The organism is Luteolibacter rhizosphaerae, assembly GCF_025950095.1.
In the GTDB taxonomy this organism is placed as follows: domain Bacteria; phylum Verrucomicrobiota; class Verrucomicrobiia; order Verrucomicrobiales; family Akkermansiaceae; genus Haloferula; species Haloferula rhizosphaerae.
The window spans coordinates 289,448-307,292 of sequence record NZ_JAPDDR010000001.1 but is presented as its reverse complement, the minus strand read 5'-3'; the positions used below and the strand labels follow the sequence as shown (position 1 = coordinate 307,292).

Annotated in this window: 9 protein-coding genes; 5 read left to right on the top strand and 4 right to left on the bottom strand. The window is 62.2% G+C overall.

What is annotated here, in order from left to right; translation table 11 throughout:
* The gene (locus OJ996_RS01215; protein WP_264510322.1) at positions 1-5,154 is read right to left on the bottom strand and encodes a M60 family metallopeptidase; all 5,154 of its coding nucleotides are present in this window, start codon (positions 5,152-5,154) and stop codon (positions 1-3) included.
* Positions 5,155-5,405: 251 nt separating this feature from the next.
* Between OJ996_RS01215 and OJ996_RS01210 the strand changes: the two genes are divergently transcribed.
* Genes OJ996_RS01210 through OJ996_RS01190 form a run of 5 tightly spaced genes read left to right on the top strand, consistent with a single transcriptional unit; the run spans position 5,406 to position 11,412 of the window.
* Positions 5,406-6,503, top strand: coding sequence for a homocysteine S-methyltransferase family protein (locus OJ996_RS01210; RefSeq protein ID WP_264510320.1), 1,098 nt, complete (start codon positions 5,406-5,408; stop codon positions 6,501-6,503).
* A 36-nt stretch (positions 6,504-6,539) separates the two neighbouring features.
* Positions 6,540-6,929 (top strand): GxxExxY protein, encoded by a 390-nt coding sequence (locus OJ996_RS26360; protein ID WP_345783752.1) that lies wholly within the window; start codon positions 6,540-6,542, stop codon positions 6,927-6,929.
* Between the two features lie 52 nt (positions 6,930-6,981).
* Positions 6,982-9,672 (top strand): methionine synthase, encoded by a 2,691-nt coding sequence (gene metH, locus OJ996_RS01200; protein ID WP_264510316.1) that lies wholly within the window; start codon positions 6,982-6,984, stop codon positions 9,670-9,672.
* A gap of 53 nt (positions 9,673-9,725) precedes the next feature.
* Positions 9,726-10,100: a cyclic nucleotide-binding domain-containing protein gene (locus OJ996_RS01195; protein WP_264510314.1), complete on the top strand. Its 375-nt coding sequence runs from the start codon at positions 9,726-9,728 to the stop codon at positions 10,098-10,100.
* On the top strand, positions 10,075-11,412 hold the full coding sequence (locus tag OJ996_RS01190; protein WP_264510312.1) for an NAD(P)/FAD-dependent oxidoreductase: 1,338 nt from the start codon (positions 10,075-10,077) through the stop codon (positions 11,410-11,412). The genes OJ996_RS01195 and OJ996_RS01190 overlap by 26 nt, the downstream gene beginning before the upstream one ends.
* A 5-nt stretch (positions 11,413-11,417) precedes the next feature.
* Here the strand turns inward: OJ996_RS01190 and OJ996_RS01185 are convergent, their stop codons facing one another.
* From OJ996_RS01185 to OJ996_RS01175, 3 genes are read right to left on the bottom strand one after another with little or no spacing between them, the layout of a single operon-like run.
* Complete coding sequence (locus OJ996_RS01185) at positions 11,418-12,722, bottom strand: DUF1552 domain-containing protein (protein WP_264510310.1); 1,305 nt, start codon at positions 12,720-12,722, stop codon at positions 11,418-11,420.
* A gap of 5 nt (positions 12,723-12,727) precedes the next feature.
* Positions 12,728-16,723 carry a DUF1592 domain-containing protein gene (locus OJ996_RS01180; protein WP_264510308.1) on the bottom strand — a complete coding sequence of 1,332 codons (3,996 nt, stop codon included), beginning with the start codon at positions 16,721-16,723 and terminating at the stop codon, positions 12,728-12,730.
* A gap of 57 nt (positions 16,724-16,780) precedes the next feature.
* Complete coding sequence (locus OJ996_RS01175; protein ID WP_264510305.1) at positions 16,781-17,842, bottom strand: response regulator transcription factor; 1,062 nt, start codon at positions 17,840-17,842, stop codon at positions 16,781-16,783.
* Positions 17,843-17,845: the final 3 nt, after the last annotated feature.

The window sequence follows — 17,845 nt, the reverse complement described above, 5'->3', positions numbered from 1 at the left end:
CTAGGGCATGATGGCCACCACCCGCAGGAAACGCCTGCGTGTATCCGGCAGACTGGCCCGTGGAAGATCCAGCAGCCCGACCTCGAGGAGATCACCCGAGGTCGTCTCGCTCACCTCAACCCCGGGAACGAGAGGCCCAAAGGGTTCACCGTTCTCGCTGCGGGCGAGATCTACCCACTCGCCGGACAGGTCGCTGCCGGCCTGAACCAGCAAGTCGAGGTCGGTCGCCGAAGGGTCGCGGGTGAAGGTCAAGCGGATGCGCCCGCCCTGATCTCCTAAGAGCACCGGCGAGACAGTCCCCTGCGCTTCCGGATCCATACCGAAAGCATACTCAAGCAAGTTCGCGATCCCGTTCCGGTTCGGATCGGCATTCGCGCCGGCTACCAGCTCATCCCCCGCGGCAGCACCGAAGCGGGCCGCGCGCCAATTGGCGAAGGGCGAAGGCATCGTGATCGCCAAGTCATCGAAGGTCTTCACCTGCCCATCATCCGCCACCAGTCGCAGCAAATAGTTCCCCGGCACGGAGAAGCTCACTTGGCTCACCGGCGAATTCGCATTGGCGAAGTTCGCGCTTCCCGGACCGCTAAGCTTCGTCCAACGCGTCGCGAGCATACCCGGAGGATTCGGTTGGCCATCATCGCTCGCGCTACCGGCCAAAGCCGTTTGCGGCAGCGTGATGTTCTGATCGGGACCGGCCGCCACCAGCGCGCCGACATTGCCGCTGCTGAGGCCGCTGATGTTGTCGAAGGTAGCCACATTCAGAGCCGCACCCGCACTCGACTCGGAATTCGAGACGGCGAAGCCAAGTAGCACGGTTCCCGACAGGGCCGGAGTGATCGGGCCCTTCTCCGTCCAAGTCACACCGTCATCCGAGATGTAGCCGCGGATGCTGTTCCCGGTCCGGGCAAGCCGCATCCATGTGGGAGGCGTATTGTTCACCGCGCTGCCGATATTGATCGAGGTGGAGGCACCGCTGCTGGCGCGCTGCATGAGATAGGTGCTGCCGCTGCTCTCCTGTGAGACGGCGGCATGCGCGGAGTTTGCCGCCAGGCTCTCGCGTGCCATCAGTGCGGTGTGGGCTCCAACGCTGCTGATCGTCTTCGAGGCCAAGCGCGCGCGAAAATCGAAATCGCCGCTTACCTGTTCATGGTAGAAGTGGAACTGATCGCTGGTGCCATAGATGTCATTGCCAGCCCCAGAGATGGTCACCACACCATCCGACAAAGAGCTACTACCGGTGCGCGGCGCGTTCACGTCCGCACTGATCAGCTGAAGCGGCGTCACGCCGACATGAACGGTGAGATCCCGCGTGCTTTCCTGGCTGCCATCGCTGGCGGTAAGACGCAGGACGTAATCGCCCGCTGCGGAAAAGCTCGCGCTGGTATCAGGCGCGGAAGCATTGCCGAAGCTCACCGTGCCCGGACCGCTGAGCTTGCTCCAAGAAACCGCAAGCGAAGCCGGCGTATTATCGAGCACGGTGGACTCAAGCACGAGGCCGACATTCGCAGGAATCGAGATCTCATCCGCCAAGGGGCTGTCTAGAGAAAGCAGCGGAGCACCCGCCGCCGCGACCGTGACGATCCGCGCATTTGAATCCACGGTCCCGGCCGTGTGCGCGATGCGAGCCCGCAGGGCATGGGTGCCGGGTGCCGGATTCACCCAATCGAGAGAGTAAGGCGCAGTGGCATCTTCGCCGATCAGGGTCTCGCCATCGAAGAACTGGACCTTCGAGATCGTGAGCGTGTTCTCCTCGAGTTCGGTCGTGATCGGGAAGGTTCCCGGCACGAAGAGGAAGGCGCCTTCTTCCGGCGAAGTGATCGTGATGGCCGGCAACGCACCGGAAGCCGGGAAGCTGCTCGTCGCATTCCGGGGAATCAAAGCCGTGCCCGGAATCACCTGTTGGGCGATGCCAGGCCCCTGCCAGGCGACCGCCACGTGATCGCCACCACCGCCCTCCTGCTGGATCGCCTCGATGTAATAGGCGCGGCCCGCCTGGAGGAAGACCGGCGTCGACTTCTGCGAAGGCTGCGCCATCCAAGCCTGGAAGCCGGTGTAGCCGGAGACGCTTGCGATCGCTTGCTTGCCGGGTTCCTTCTCATCGGCACCGAGCGAGAGCGTGCTGCCATCGTCCGACGCGATCCAGAAAGTGTACACTCCGCTGGCGGGCGGAACCAGCCATCCCGAGACGCGCCGGATGTAGCTCTCCGCCGCATTCTGCCCGGAGGTGAAACTGCTGAATGTATTCGTTACCGTGGGGTTCCCACTGATCGAGGCCCCGGGCCAACGCTCTTCCAGCACCCCGGTCGAACGATTACACAAGATGGTCGCGGTGCCGAAGCCGCTGACACCCGCGCTATCAATCGCACGGATTGTAAGCACCACCACGCCCGGATTCGGCAAGCTGGCAGCATTCGTAACCGTGATGGCACGAGTGGCCGGATTGATGGAGAACTGCCCGCTATTCCCCGCGACGATCTCCAGGCTGCCCAAGGTGCGACCCTGCTCGATGGCGAGGCCCATGGTGCCCAAGGAGGCTCCATTCGCCATCGCGCTGGTGGCGGTGAAGAGCTTGCCTTCGAGTTGCGGTGCCTCGCTGACATTGTCCACCGCTACGGTGAAGCTGCTCGTGGTGGAGAAGCGGGGCACGCCATTGTCCTGCACCTGCACGGTCAGGTTGTAGGTACCCAGCGTCTCGGCATCGACCTTCTGGACGCGGAGCTTGCCGGTGCGCCGATCGATGGTGAAGGCATTGCCGGTGTTCCCCGCAGTGATCGAGTAATCCCAGATCGTTCCCGGCTCCTCCGCATCGGTGGCGACGAGCTGGTGGATCTCCGTGCCCGGTGAAGCATCCTCGCTGACGTGGAGATTCGATGGAGTGGAGAGCGCGTCGATCGGCGTGTTGTCGGTCCACACCGGATAGCCCTTGGCCGCGATGGCATCCTTCACCGATTGGGTGATCTCCTGCCCTGCCCCCACCTTGCCCAGACCGTAGCGCTGGAAGTAGCTATCGAGATTCCGCCCGGTGGCATCGCACATCAGCATGTAGAAGCGGTTCCGCTTGAAATTCGCATCGCCGCTGCTGAGGGCGTGCAGCGCGGGATCCGTGGCGCTGCTCGGGCTCTGCAGGTAGCGCATCAGGCGCGTGAGCATTGTCTTGAAGGCCTGCCAACCGAAGGCCTCGGAGAGATTGAAGTAGAAGTCATAGGCCACGGGAGTGATGTCGTGGGCCTTCTGCCAGGTCTTCTCCGCATCGGAAAGGGCGAGGTACTGCTGGCGCTTCGGGAGGCGGCTGCTGGCATCATAGGTCGAGTGCGCTCCATCCCAAGCCGTGCGGTCGTGCAGGAGGGTGTAAATCATCCCGGGGAAGAGGTTCACATCCACCTCCGCGCTGAGCGCGATGACGAAGGTGCCGTCGAAGATGTCCTGATAGTTGTGACCCAGTTCGTGATAGTTGCCCCAATGGCCGTTGATGCGGGCTCCCTCCAGCATCTCATCGGAGCCGGTCCCCCAGCCCGCCTCGATCGGATAGCTGGCGTAAGCAGCTCCCGCAGCCACGTAGCGTGCCGTGGCGATCGCTTCGCCGCGCTTCCGGTAAGTCGTATAACCGTAGTACTCGTCGGCGATGTCCATCACCTGCTTCCAGTAGCCGGTCACGGCCTCGGGGTTGTTCATCGCCGCGAGCTGCGTCTTTGGCACATAGATGGTCAGCTTGCTATTCTGGATGTAGCCGTAGGGGGCGGGCTTGCTTTTCAGTGTCGCATTCCATTCCGCGTCCGTATTCTGGCCGAGCACGAAGACCGGGGCCTCGATCGCGCCGCTGATCGTCACCTCGAAATTGCCCAAGCTCTTGCCCGGCGGGATCATGAGCGTAATCAGCCCTCCCATGACATGCCCGGTCTGGGTGCTGGCTTGGGTGAGATCGACCCTGCGCCATAGCTTCGGAAAGAAGGTCCAGTTCGTGATGTTGAAGGTGCTGTCCTGGCTACCGTTCGGGGAGATGTGGGCCTGAATCCCTTGAGCGGTCTTATCGCCCGGGATGGTGATCGTGACGGTGGCTCCCGGGGCGGCATAGAGGCCGGTCTCGAAGCGGGTCGGGCGGCCGCCTTGGTTCATGTAGAAATCGACGGAGGTATTGCCGTTGATCGTAACCGTCTTGGTCACTGTCGCCGCACCGGCAGTGGGCAAGCCGGGGAAATCGGAGGCGCTCGGGTGGACGAAGAGCTGGGCGGGAGTGAGTTGGTCGAAGGTCTTCGACTGATAGCTCGCTATCATCTTCTCCACCGGCTTGTTGGTGGTATTGATCGGAGCCGCGGCGGTGGGAGCGATCATGCCGTAGTGGGCAGAATCGCTCAGCAAGGCGAGCTTCGCGGCAAGCGCGGGGATATCGATGCGGATCTGGGTGACCTGGAAGATGGCATTGGCGGCAGCGCTGCGATTGGCGGCGCTCATTACCGCGGTTCCTTCCTTATCGGCGATCAAAGCATCTGCAGCGGGAAGGGCGGATTGGAAAGCGGGGTAGGCAGCGGCCGCAACGGTCCATGAAGAATCATCCGAGTAGTCGAGGCTGTAGCAGAGGCCGAAGGGATCGAGGATGGAGTTCGCGTTCGCGTAGTTACTGGCGCCAAGAGCCCACGGGGTGGAGGTGATCACGATCCCCCCGCCTGCTGCGGCGAAGTTCTTGATATTCGTCACCGCGCTCGCGGTGAAGTTGGCGTGGGCGCTGAGGACCAGCACATGGGCGCTGCTGAGATTCGCGGCGGTAAGATTGGTCCCGACCGCGGTGGTGGTGTAGCCGAGTCCCGACACGAATGAGGAGGAGACCGCGCTGCTCGCGATGGCGACGGTGGTCCCTGCCGGAGCGGCTTGCTTGCTGGCCCAGAGGATCGAGTTCGTGAAGAGCGTGCTGCGCGCGCCGGCGCCCGTGTCAAAAAAGCCCGTGTGGGAGAAGGCGACGGCACGGCCAGCCGAAGGGTCGTAACTATCGCCATGGCGCCCCGCGGCGGCGGGGGCCTGCACCGGGGAGGCCGTGCCCAGCAGGACAGGAAAGGAGGCTGCACCGAATGGGGCAACCGTGCCCGAAGTCCCGGGGGATGCGATGGCTTGCCCCGAGATACCGGAGGTGAGCGCGCCAAAGTCGGCGGCCAGGTCTGCCAAGCAAGATGATGCGGCAAATAAGGTCACCAAAAGCACCTTTAGGGAGGAAAAGATGGGTTTCACGGAAAAACCCGTATCCAAGGACTCTATAATTGGAAGCAATAATGTAATTTTCGTCCCGAATTTACAAAAAACAGGAATTATCGTGCCACCCGTAGGCATTCTCTCACACCTTGACCATCTCCCATCAACGCATCCGGATACGAAGATTTGTCTCTTGCGAAAGCGTCTGGCAGTCCTAGCCTCCGGGCATGCCCCGCCCCGATCCTACGATCGAACTTCAGCAAGCCCTCCGCCAGCGCATCCTCGTCTTGGATGGCGCGATGGGCACGACGATCCGCACGTATGGCCTGATCGAGTCCGATGCCCGCGGCCCGCGCTTCGCGAACAACAGCAAAGACCTGCTGAACAACGGGGACATCCTTTCCATCACCCGTCCGGATGTGATCGGGGACATTCACAAGCGTTTCTACGAAGCCGGCTCCGACATCTGCGAGACGAACACCTTCTCGGGCACTTCGATCGCCCAGAGCGAGTTCTTCGTCGATGACCCGCGCGAGCATGGTGGCGTGAAGGATCCGGAGTTCTTCCAAAAGATCATCGATGACCCGATGCTCCGTGACCTTGCGTGGGAGATCAATTTCGAGTCCTCGCGACTCTGCCGCGAATGGGCGGACCGGGTGGCAAACGACACCGGCATCAAGCGCTATGTCGCCGGGGCGATCGGGCCCTTGACGGTTTCGCTCAGCACCTCGCCGGATGCGAATGATGCGGGCTTCCGTACCGTGACCTTCGACCAGGTGAAGGAAGATTACATTCGCCAGGTGCGAGCCCTCATCGCCGGGGGCTGCGACATCCTGATGGTGGAAACGATCTTCGACGCGCTCAACGCGAAGGCGGCACTCGTCGCGATCCAGGAGGTCTTCGATGCCGATGTGCTGAAGCTTCCCATCATTGTTAGCGCTGCGGTCGGCCGCGGTGGCGAGACGATGATCTCCGCACAGAAGGTCGAGGCGATGTGGAATGCGATGGCGCATGTGAATCCGCTGGCGGTGGGCTTGAATTGCTCGCTGGGCCCGGACCTGATGAAGCCTCACCTGGAAGAATTGGCGAAGGTCTCCGCCACGCACATTTCCTGCTATCCGAACGCGGGGCTGCCGAACCCACTGGCTCCGACGGGCTTCGATCTGGAGCCGCCACACATGAACGCTTACATGAAGGAGTTTGCCGTGGATGGTTTGCTCAACCTTGCGGGGGGGTGCTGCGGGAATACGCCGGAACACATCGCGGCCATTGCCGAGGGTGTGAAGGGGATCGCGCCGCGTGAGGTGCCGAGCTTGGCAGATTAACCGCAGAGGCGCAGAGTTCGCGAAGGAGCGCAGAGTATGAATGAGGGACTAAATCTTCTGAGCGAGCAGGTGATCGGAGCGGCAATTGAGGTTCATCGCGAGCTGGGGCCGGGAGTGTTAGAACATTCTTATGAGGCATCGCTACACCATGAACTCTCGCTAAGGGGAATATCTTCGGTTCGGCAGCTTCTACTTCCCCTCACCTACAAGGGTTTGATCATTCCCGACGCCTACCGAATCGACCTGCTTGTGGAGGACAAGATCGTGGTTGAACTGAAGACGGGCGAAGCTCTCAAACCTGTCCACAGCGCCCAATTGCTTACCTATCTCCGGATGAGCCGAAAGCCGCTCGGGCTTCTGATCAATTTTCATGTTCCTCTCCTCCGAGACGGCCTCAAGCGCCTCGTGCACAACCTTACCGATTAAGAACTCCGCGACCCTCCGCGATCTCTGCGTCTCTGCGGTTACCTCATCAGCCATGCCTTCCATCCCTCGCGTTCTTCGTCTGTCCGGTTCTGAAGCGTACAATCATACGCCGGACAAAAACTTCCTGATGATCGGCGAGCGCACGAACGTCGCCGGTTCGCCGAAGTTCGCGAAGCTCGTTCGTGAAGGAAAACTTGATGAAGCGCTTGAGATCGCCCGCCAGCAGGTGGAGAGCGGAGCCAACGTCATCGACATCTGCTTCGACGACGGACTGATCGACGGCAAGGCGATGATGGCGCGCTTCCTCCAACTGGTGCAGAGCGAGCCCGCTATCTCCAAGGTGCCGATCATGGTGGACTCCTCGAAGTGGGAGATCATCGAGGAGGGACTGAAATACCTCCAAGGCAAGGGCATCGTGAACTCGATCTCACTGAAGGAAGGCGAGGAAAGGTTCATCGAGCAGGCCAAGCACATCCGCCGCTACGGTGCCGCCACCGTGGTCATGGCCTTCGATGAAAACGGGCAGGCCGCGACCTACGAGGAAAAGATCCGCATCTGCGAGCGCGCCTACCGGGTGCTGGTGGACAAGGTCGGCTTCCCGCCGGAGGACATCATTTTCGACCCCAACATCCTGACCGTCGCGACCGGGATCGAGGAGCACAACAACTACGCTCTGGATTTCATCAACGCGACGCGCTGGATCAAACAGAACCTGCCCCACGCCAAGATCTCGGGCGGCGTCTCCAACATCTCGTTCTCATTCCGCGGCAACAACGTGGTGCGCGAGGCGATGCACTCGGCTTTCCTCTACCACGCGACAAGGGCGGGGATGGACATGGGCATCGTCAATGCCGGCATGCTCGAGGTCTACGACGAGATCCCGAAGGACATGCTCGAACACGTCGAAGACGTGCTGCTCAACCGCCGCCCCGATGCCACCGAACGGATGCTCGACTTCGCCGAGCAATTCAAGGGACAGGGTGGCAAGAAGATCGAAGAGGATCTCTCGTGGCGCGAGCATCCCGTGGAGAAGCGGCTCGAACACGCTCTGCTCAAGGGCATCGACAAGTTCATCGACGAGGACACCGAGGAGGCCCGTCTGAAGTATGGCCGCCCGCTCAAGGTCATTGAGGGCCCGCTGATGGATGGCATGGGCGTCGTCGGCGACCTCTTCGGCGAGGGCAAGATGTTCCTGCCGCAGGTGGTGAAGTCCGCGCGGGTGATGAAGAAGGCCGTTGCTTGGCTGGAGCCCTTCATGGACGCCGAGAAGGCCGGCGACCCGGAGCAGAAGTCCGCGGGCAAGTTTCTCATCGCGACGGTGAAGGGCGATGTCCACGACATCGGCAAGAACATCGTGGGCGTCGTGCTCGCCTGCAATGGCTTCGAGGTCACGGACATGGGCGTCATGGTTTCCTGCGACAAGATCCTGGCGAAGGCCAAGGAGATCGGCGCGGACGTGATCGGCCTGTCCGGATTGATCACCCCCTCGTTGGATGAGATGATCCACGTGGCGAAGGAGATGGAGAAGGGAGGCTTCACGGTGCCGCTGCTGATCGGTGGTGCCACCACTTCCACCACCCACACCGCGGTGAAGATCGCGCACCATTACTCCGGGCCGGTCGTTCATGTGCTGGATGCCTCGCGTTCCGTGCCTGTGACCACCGCGCTGCTTTCCGAAGCGCAGCGGGACGCGTTCGTCGCGGAGAATGCCGAGAAGCACCGCAAGGCTCGTGAGGCGTTTACCGGCGGACCGAAGAAAGAGACTATTTCGATCGTCGAGGCTCGCAAGCTCGCGCGCGCGACCGATTGGTCCGCTTACACGCCTGCGGTGCCCGAGTTCCTCGGCACCCGCGTGATCGCCAATCAATCGCTGCGCGAACTGGTCGAATACATCGACTGGACTCCTTTCTTCCACGCATGGGAGCTGCGGGGCGTCTGGGATCGCGAGACCAAGACCCTCAAGACCAAGAATGCGGAAGGCGCGAAGGAAGCGGCCAAGCTCCATGCCGAGGCGCTCGTCCTGCTCGACCGGATCATCGCGGAGAAGCGCTTCACCGCCCGCGGCATTTACGGCTTCTTCCCCGCGAACTCGGATGGCGATGACTTGGTCGTCTGGAACGATGAGCATCGTACTTCGGAGAAGGCCCGCCTTCACACCCTGCGCCAGCAGGTGAAGAAGGAGAGCGGCAAGCCGAACGAGGCGCTCTCCGACTACGTGGCCCCGCAAGGCGCGGGCAAGGATTACATCGGGGGCTTCGTCGTCGGCATCCACGGTGCCGATGAATGGGCGGCGGAGTTGCGCGCGGCACACGACCCCTATCTGGCAATCATGGCTCAGGCTCTCGCGGATCGTCTTGCCGAAGCCTTCGCCGAACTCATGCACCATCGCGCGCGTGTCGAGTGGGGTTACGAGCGCCCGAACGAATTCGGCCACAACGAGCTGATCAAGGAACTCTACCGCGGCATCCGGCCTGCTCCCGGCTACCCGGCCCAGCCGGATCACACCGAGAAGCCGATCCTCTTTGATCTGCTGCAAGCATCGGAGCCCACCGGGGTGGAACTCACCGAGAGCTGCGCCATGCATCCCGGCGCGGCTGTCTGCGGCCTCTACTTCAGCCACCCGGAGAGCCACTACTTCGCGATCTCCGAGCTGCAGAAGGACCAAGTGGAGGACTACGCGCACCGCAAGGGCATGAGCGTGGAGGAAGCAGAGAAATGGCTCGGCCCCTGGCTGGGTTACTAAGATCGACGTTTCGCTGATTTCCTTGTTTCAAAAACCGGCTATGGTTTCGCGCCATGAGCCCGGAAGAGCGCGACGCGCAGTTTTACCGCGATACGGAAAGCATCGCGTTCCCGAAGCTGGATGACCATCAGCTTTCGCTTCTGGAGCCGCTCGGCACGCGCGAGATCGTGCGGGCGGGAGAAGTCGTGATCCGTGCCGGGTCCCGCGATTGTCCGATGGTCGTGGTGCTCGAGGGCGAACTCGAAGCGTATGAGAGCCGCGACGGGATCGAACAGATTCTCGCCGCCCCCGGCCCGCGGGATTTCGTCGGCGAAGTCTCGATGCTCAACGGCACTGCGGCGATCGCTTCCATCCGCGGGCGGGCGGAGAAAACGGAGGTGCTCTCGATTCCGGCGAGCGAGCTTGTCGGAGCTTCCGGGGGTCGGTGAGCCGATCGTCCGCGCCTTCATCATGCGGCGGGAGCGGCTGAGCCGGGACAACGAATTCGCGGGCTTCCGCGTTTTGGCCAACCCCGGATGCCAGGGAGCGCGGCGGATCGATGACTTCCTCGACAAGAATCACATCCCGCACCGTCTGGTGGACTCCACTACCGAGGAATGCCAGAGCCTGTGCAGACGGCTCGGAATTGAGAATGACGACCTGCCCGCCCTGATTTCCGGTGACGGCTCGATCGCGAGGAACCCGAGTATCTTCGAGATCGCCCGTATCACCGGACTGCTGCGGCAGCTCTCCTCGGAAACGGACGAGGAGCTCTTCTGTGATCTCGCGATCGTGGGTGCCGGGCCTGCGGGTCTCGCAGCGGCGGTGAATGCCGCTTCGGAAGGACTCTGCACCGTCGTGCTCGAGAGCTTCGCGCCGGGTGGACAGGCGGGGTCATCCTCCTTGATCGAGAACTTCTTCGGCTTCCCGACCGGGATCAGCGGTGGGGACCTGACTTTCCGGGCTCAGCTTCAAGCCTACCGCTTCGGCGCGAAGTTCTCCACGCCCTCACGCGCGCTCTCGCTGGCATTCACGGAGGGCGAGCACTCCTCCGCGATCCGGATCGATGGCAGCCGCAGCGTGCTGCGCTCGAAATGCGTGATCATCGCCACGGGAGCGCAATACAACAAGATCGATGCCGAAGACCTCGAACGCTTCGAAGGCTTGGGGGTCTTCTACGCCGCCACACCGATGGAGGCGCAGACCTGCCGGAAGGCCATGGTCTTCGTCGCGGGCGGCGGCAATTCCGCAGGCCAAGCTGCGATGTTCCTTTCGGAAACCGCCGCCAAAGTTTACCTCGTGATTCGTGGCGGCGATCTTACCAAGAGCATGTCCAGCTACCTCTCCACACGGGTGGAAGCGCAGCCCAACATCGAGATCCTGCGCTTCACCGAAATCCGCAGGATGTTCGGCGAAAGCCGACTGGAGCGGATCGAGATCGAGAACACGCAAAGCGGCGAGCGGCAGATGCACGAGGCCGCCGCGGTGTTCTCGATGATCGGTGCCCGCCCTTGCACCGACTGGCTGCCGCCGGAGATTTCAACGGACGAGAAAGGCTTCATCCGGACAGGCGCAGCCATCGCCGACTGCCCTGCATGGCAGAATGCGGGCAGATCTCCGTATCCTTTCGAAACCAGCCGGCCCGGTATCTTTGCCGCCGGAGATGTCCGCTCTGGATCGGTCAAGCGCTGCAGCGCCGCCGTCGGCGAAGGCAGCATGGCCATCGAGAACGTCCACCAGATGCTCGGAACCTACAGCTAGAGAACTCAGACTCCTTCGAGGGGCGAGACCGCATCGCCGAAGGCCGCGAGCTTCACTCCCATCTTTTCCATCACGCTCAGGTAGAGACGGCACATCTGCCGCTGCGGTTGATCCATGTAGTCTAGCACCCGTCCGCCTTGGAGCGTGCCCCCACCTCCTCCGAGCAGGACGACCGGCAGTTGGTTGGCATCGTGATTTCCGTGCAGCATGGAGGAACAGAAGAGCAGCATCGAGTTGTCCAAAAGAGTCTTCTCACCCTCGCGGATCGAATCCAGCTTCCGCGCGATGTAGGCCACCTGCTCGACGAAGAATTGGTTCACCTTCAGCCAATCCTCGTTGTCGGTGTGCGAGAGCAGGTGGTGGATCATGTAATCGATCCCCAGATTCGGGAAACGCAGCGCGGAGTGATCGTTGTTCAGCTTCAGCGTGCAGATCCGCGTGGTGTCGGTCTGGAAGGCCAGCACGAGGATGTCGCACATCAGCCGCATGTGCTCGGCCACGTCCTGAGGGATTCCGTCCGCCGGCCGCGGGATGTTCGGTGCGGAGAGCGTCGGCCGCCAACCTTGAAGCTCGCCGCGCTTGCCCGCGTTCGAGATCCGCTGCTCCACCTCGCGCACGGAGTCCAGATACTCGTCCAGCTTGTGCCGGTCCTGGCCGCTCACGCCGCGGCGCAGATCCTTGGCATCTTCCAACACGGCATCCAGCACGCTCTGATCGCCGCGGTTTGCGCTGTCTTTGAAAAGCTGGTCGAAGGCCAAGGCCGGATACACCTCCAGCGGGGTCGGCGTCGTCGGCGAGCTCCACGAGATGTGAGAGCTATACAGCATCGAGTAGTTTTTGTGGACCGAGGGGTTCGATTTCTCACAGCCCAACACCAGGCTCGGCAACTTCGTCTCCCGCCCGATCTGCTGAGCCAGATACTGGTCCACGCTGGTCGAGGAGCGGATCTCACCGCCGCTCGCCAGAGGCGCCCCGGAAAGCAGGTTGCCGGTTTGCGAGCTGTGGATATTCCCCTTCAAAGCCTCCGCATTGTAGAGCCCGCGGATGAAGAGCATCTTCTCGCGGAGGTCCGCCAGCGGGTGTAGCACCCGGCCCAGCTCCATCGACTTCCCCTCACCCTTCGCCCACCACTCGCGCGAGTGGAAACCATTGCCCGAGAAGAAAACCGCGAAGCGCTTGGGAGCCTCGCTCCCCGGTTCACGCGGCTTCGTCTCGTCGCCCCACACGGACATCGATTCGAGCCACGGCAGCGCCATGGTCACCCCGGCACCACGCAGGAAGCTACGACGCGAAAAGCGATGAATGCTCATAGGTCTCAATGATCGTTCGGGTGATCCTTCCCGCGAATCTCCCTAAATTGTTTGCTCCGCACAATCTTATCCACGGCGATGCCTACCCGGTAGCCATCCGCGACCAGCGCCGTCTCGATTTCCTCGAGCAGGGGCTCGTCGCTGATCAAGACGCCGCGACCCAAGGCATAGCCCAGCAGCTTGCGACAAAACTGCCCCACGAAATCCTCCTTCCGGTCTCCCGCGAGGTAGCTTCTCAAGCCCTCGATCCCCACCAGGGTCTTGCCATCCGGTGTCTCAGCCTTCGCATTCACCGGCTTGCCGGTCAGGTCAAGCGCACGGAAGCGACCAATCGCATCATAGTGCTCAAGGGAGAAGCCGTAAGGATCGATCTTTGCGTGACAGCGCGAGCACGCGGGATGGTTCGCATGCATCTCGGTCAGCTCGCGCTCGGAGAGATTCGCAGGCGGCTGCTCCGGCAGCAGCGGCACGTCCTTCGGCGGCGGCGGCAAGTGCTCCCCGAGCAAAGTCTCGCAGACCCAAGTGCCGCGCAGGATCGGGCTCGTTCGCGACGCACCACTCTGCTTCGCCAAGGTAGCCCCGAAACCAAGGATGCCGCCGCGGCCCTTCTTCGCGACCCCGTCCACGCGCCGCCATTCCTCTCCCTCCACACCCTCGATCCCGTAGTATTTCGCCAGGCGTCCGTTCACGAACACATGATCGGCCTCCAGCAAATCCAAGATGCTCGCGTTTGTTCGGAAGAAATCCTCGAAGAACCTCACCGGCTCCTCATTGAGATCATTGCGGATCCCGACGAACTCCGGGAACACCGTCTCGCTCTTCTCATCGAGCTGATCGATGCCCCGCACATGCAGCCACTGCGTGCCGAACTCGATTGCCAGCCGGTGCGGCGAACCGAGAAGACGGCTCGCCTCACCAGCCAAGGCATCGGAATCCTTCAAGCGTCCTGCCGCGGCAAGCTCCCTCAAGCGATCATCCGGCCCGCTACTGGTGAGGAAATAGCTCAGGCGCGTCGCCAATTCGTGATCGCTCACCTCGGCCGAGTCCCTCGCCGGCCCCGGGGTCTCCATCTTGTAGAGGAAGGCCGGTGCGGTCAGCACCCGCGCGAGCACCAGGCGCACCGCATCCTCATGCGCCAATTCCTCCGCACGCAGCTTCCTGTAGAGCTGTCGCAGCGCCTCCTTCTCCGCATCGGCCAAGGGGCGCCTCCACGCACGATCCGCAAACGAGATCACGCGTTCCACATGCCCCGGCTCTGCCGCCACCATCGCTGCTCGAAAACGATCCGCTCCTTCCGTCACCATTTGACTCATTGGCTCGATCTCCTTCGGATTCCCGCCCTGCGTCACATACTGGGACAGTTGCTCGAAGGCATCCACGAGCTTCAGCGGGGCGAGGCTCACGAACTCCAGTTCGTCCCACAGCCGGTCCAGTTCCGCAGTCTCGCCCTCATCAAGCACCAACCGCTGCAACATCTCGTCCTCGCGATAGAACAAGCGCAGGGTCACCACCTCATCCACGGGCACGATCTTCGAATAGCAGAGCGCCGCGGGGAATACCGAGTGGAAGGCACCGAAGCCATTGCTCACCCGCTCCACCGCCGCATCCTTCGCCAGCACCGGCATTTCCCCGGAGTGGATCGATCTCGATCCATCGGTCGCGGCAAGGCTCGTCACCACGCTGCCTGATTCCAAGGTCGCCTTCACCACGACCTCCGCACTTTCCGCCAATCTCGCGGGGATCTTGAAATCCATCCGACCCGCTCCCTCGGCACGCAGGTCATCCTGCTCCAATCCTCGCAGTGCCATCACGCCCCAAGCCATCGGCCCGTCGATATCCGCAAGCAGCGACCGCAGCTTGAGATCCGCCTCGTTCACATCTGCAGCTCCAGCTTGAAGATCCTGCACCGCCTTGGCCGCCGCGGCGACCTCCTCGCGCGCGCCACCATCCGTCACAAGCTTCACCCACTTTGCCAAAGCCGAGCCCTCGGGCAGCTTCGATCGATTCTCCTCCTTCAAAGCAGTCGCACAAAAATGCCACACCTCCGGATGCCCCGCCGTATCGGGAAGCGGATTGCCGTCATCCACGCGGTCGATCACCTCCTTCAGATCCCAACTCGCCCCACCTGCCACCTCGGTCATCACCAGCGACACCTGAGTGGTATCGCATACATGCTTTCCATCACGCGGGTTGATTCCCAGAGCGATCAAATCTCCCACCCCCACCGCGACTTCTCCCTCCGAAGCGAAAGAATCGCGCCCTCCATTATCCATCATCCCGGCAGCCACGCCAAGCCGCCCCGAACGCGAGATCCGATCCACCCGCCATGCCACGCCATTGCCGCAGCTCCCGTCGGCATCCGTTACCTCCCCGGAGACCCGCAGCTTCCCTGCAATCGGGCTGCGCCAAACAATCGACGCCTCCCGATCGGGCGACGGATGCAGCGAGACACTGCGCGGAGGGAGCGTCAGCGTGCTGAAGCGCACCGTCTCTCCGGCACCATTCACCGTCATGCTCGGTGTCTGGGCCGATCCCCAGCCCTTCACATCCGGAAACCCGCCGATATCGGAAAGCTTCGTCTTGAAGTGCCCCCGGATCTCCGGTGTGCCTGAACCACCAATTCCTGCTAGATCAATCCATCGCTGCAGCACGCGTTCATCCAGTCCGCGCTCCGCCACCACGACCGCTTGAGCCTTGCCCGCCTTGAGCTCTTCCAGCACCTCCAAATAGGCCACGGTGCGCGAAGACTCCTTGCCTAACAGCTCGCCTAGTTTGGCATCGAAGACTTCGACCTGCTGCAAGGGAATCGGCGGGAGCTTGCCGTGCAGCAAGCTCGGCTCCTCCCAGCGCACTGCATCCCCCTCGCTGCCATCACGCGCGTCCTGCGTGAGCAGCGATACCACCGCATTCCCCTTCCATTCCCCGGGTATCTTCAATCTTAGTTCCCGGGCCTTGGCGATCGGTGTCACCGCTTCCTGCCAGGACTTCGGGCCATTGGGCTTGCCGATCTGCCCGGTCGAGTGGAAGCGCCACAAGGACTGCTGCCAGCCTTTCACCGCATCCGCCAAGACCTTCCCATCTCCCGGCTTGGACGCCTGCCACAGCTCGCGGATGCCCGCCATCGGGTAGGATGGATCGGTCTCGTTCAGCGCATCCCAAAGGATCTTGAGATACTTCGCGCTGAGCTGCCGCGTCGCCGCCACATCCTTGAACTCCCCCTCCGCCAAGCGCCCGGCATCTTCAAGAGTAGCTGCGAAATACCTCTCAAGCGGCAGGGAGCCTCCATCCAGGGTTTGGAAGCGGAGGCCCTGCAGGTTCAAGGCCATCCCCTCTCCCGGCACCGAGTAACGCGAGTAGATCTCCCGGATGGCCGCAAGCTTCACTTCCGTCCAATCCCGACGCGTCGTGTGCGGGGAAAATTCGATCCCGTCCGGCAGGAGCACGGCATGCGCCGCCACATCCTTGGCCGCTTCCAGATACTTGCTCACCAGCGCCGGCGACATCACCAGTGCCGCCCCCGCATTGGTGAAGCCCTCTCCGGCGGCCCCATCGACCGGAAACTCCCGCGCCGGATCGAGCGACCCCACCCCGGTCAGATCCCGCAGGGTCCATGTGTACTCGGCATTCGACAGACGCCGCAGCACGACCGGCCCCGGATCGCCGGCATTGGCCAGCGCGGCATCGTGCAACATCTCCCGGACACCGCCCAAAAGCTTCTCCTTGTCCTCCGCAGAGAGCGGGGGTTCGTCCTCCGGAGGCATCTCTCCCTCCTCGATCTGTTCGATCACCTGCTGCCAGATCCGCGGCTCTTTCAGCGCGTGATCCAAGGTCTCAAACCGTTCGAGATTCAAGTCACCCTTGTGCTTCTTCTCCGAATGACAGGAGACACAGTGCTGCTCTAACAGCGGCTTGATCCCATCTCCGAAGGGAGCCCCCTGCGTGCGAGCCGCAAGCACCACTCCCGTAAACCACAGGCAGGAATGGATTCGCGAGAAATGCATGAGCCCTGCCATACGCGCCCGGTAGCGATGATTTGTCGCCGGGCCGAGGCCATCGGCTCAAATCCCGCGCTTCAAATCGAGATAGCGGCGCATGGCCGCAATGCGGTTCTCCACACCCAGCCGCTGGAACACGGCCTCGAGGTGTTTCTCCACGGTCCGGGGACTGATTCCCAGGATGATGGCCGCTTCCGAGCTGGTTTTGCCCTCGGCGATCCAATCCATGATTTCGCGCTGGCGTTTGGTCAGAATGCTGACCGCCTCCTCGGCATCGCCCGGGCCCGCCATCCGGTGGAGGAGAAGCGTTTCCCCGCTGAGCTTCGGCAGCGCGGCGAAGGTCAATTCACCACCTCCGAGATCAAGCACCAGATCCTTCCAAAGCGGTGTGACCGCATTGTCCCAACTCCGATCCAGTTCGCGATCCAACTCCGCCACCAGATCCGGCTTGAGTTCCAAGGTGGGCTCGTCCGGCCCCCACCAAGTTTCCGAAAGGGCCACTGCGGCGTGGTTCACGGCGAATACTTTCCCGTTCGGAGTCACAGCGAAAACCGCCATGGGCGAACTGGTCGTGCCCTCCAAGAGCTTCGCTCTCACCGAGGATTCCACGTTCAGAGCCGCCATGCGATCCAGCACGCCCCGGGCGGTCAGCAAGATCGCGTCGAAGCGCTCCCGGGCTTGGAAGGCAAACGCGCCCGCCGCGAGGTAACAATGAATGTAGGCATTCCGCCGGCGTGAAACCGAGATCGCCCCGAAAAGCACCTCGTTCGGCGCCAAGTCACCGAAGACTTCCTGCACGAAACGGCTCTGCTTGTAGTCGCCCGGCGCGGTGTAGTCGCTCATCGCGAAGCCGAGGTCCCCCGGCTTGTCGAAATCCACCCGTCCTTGAATCGGGTGTTCCACGATCAAGCGGTTGATCGTGGGCAGCTTTTCACGCAGCCGCTTCGCCAGCGGACCGTGGTCCGAAACGGCGCTGTAGCCGCTCAAGGGGCTCTTCTCCAGCACCACCACCTCATCCGCTCCGATCAAATGCGGCACCTTGGCCACCAAAAGATCCACGAAATCGTCGAAATTAGTGGCGCGATAGATGGCTTGAGCTAAATCGAAGTAAGATTTTCCGAGCACGGG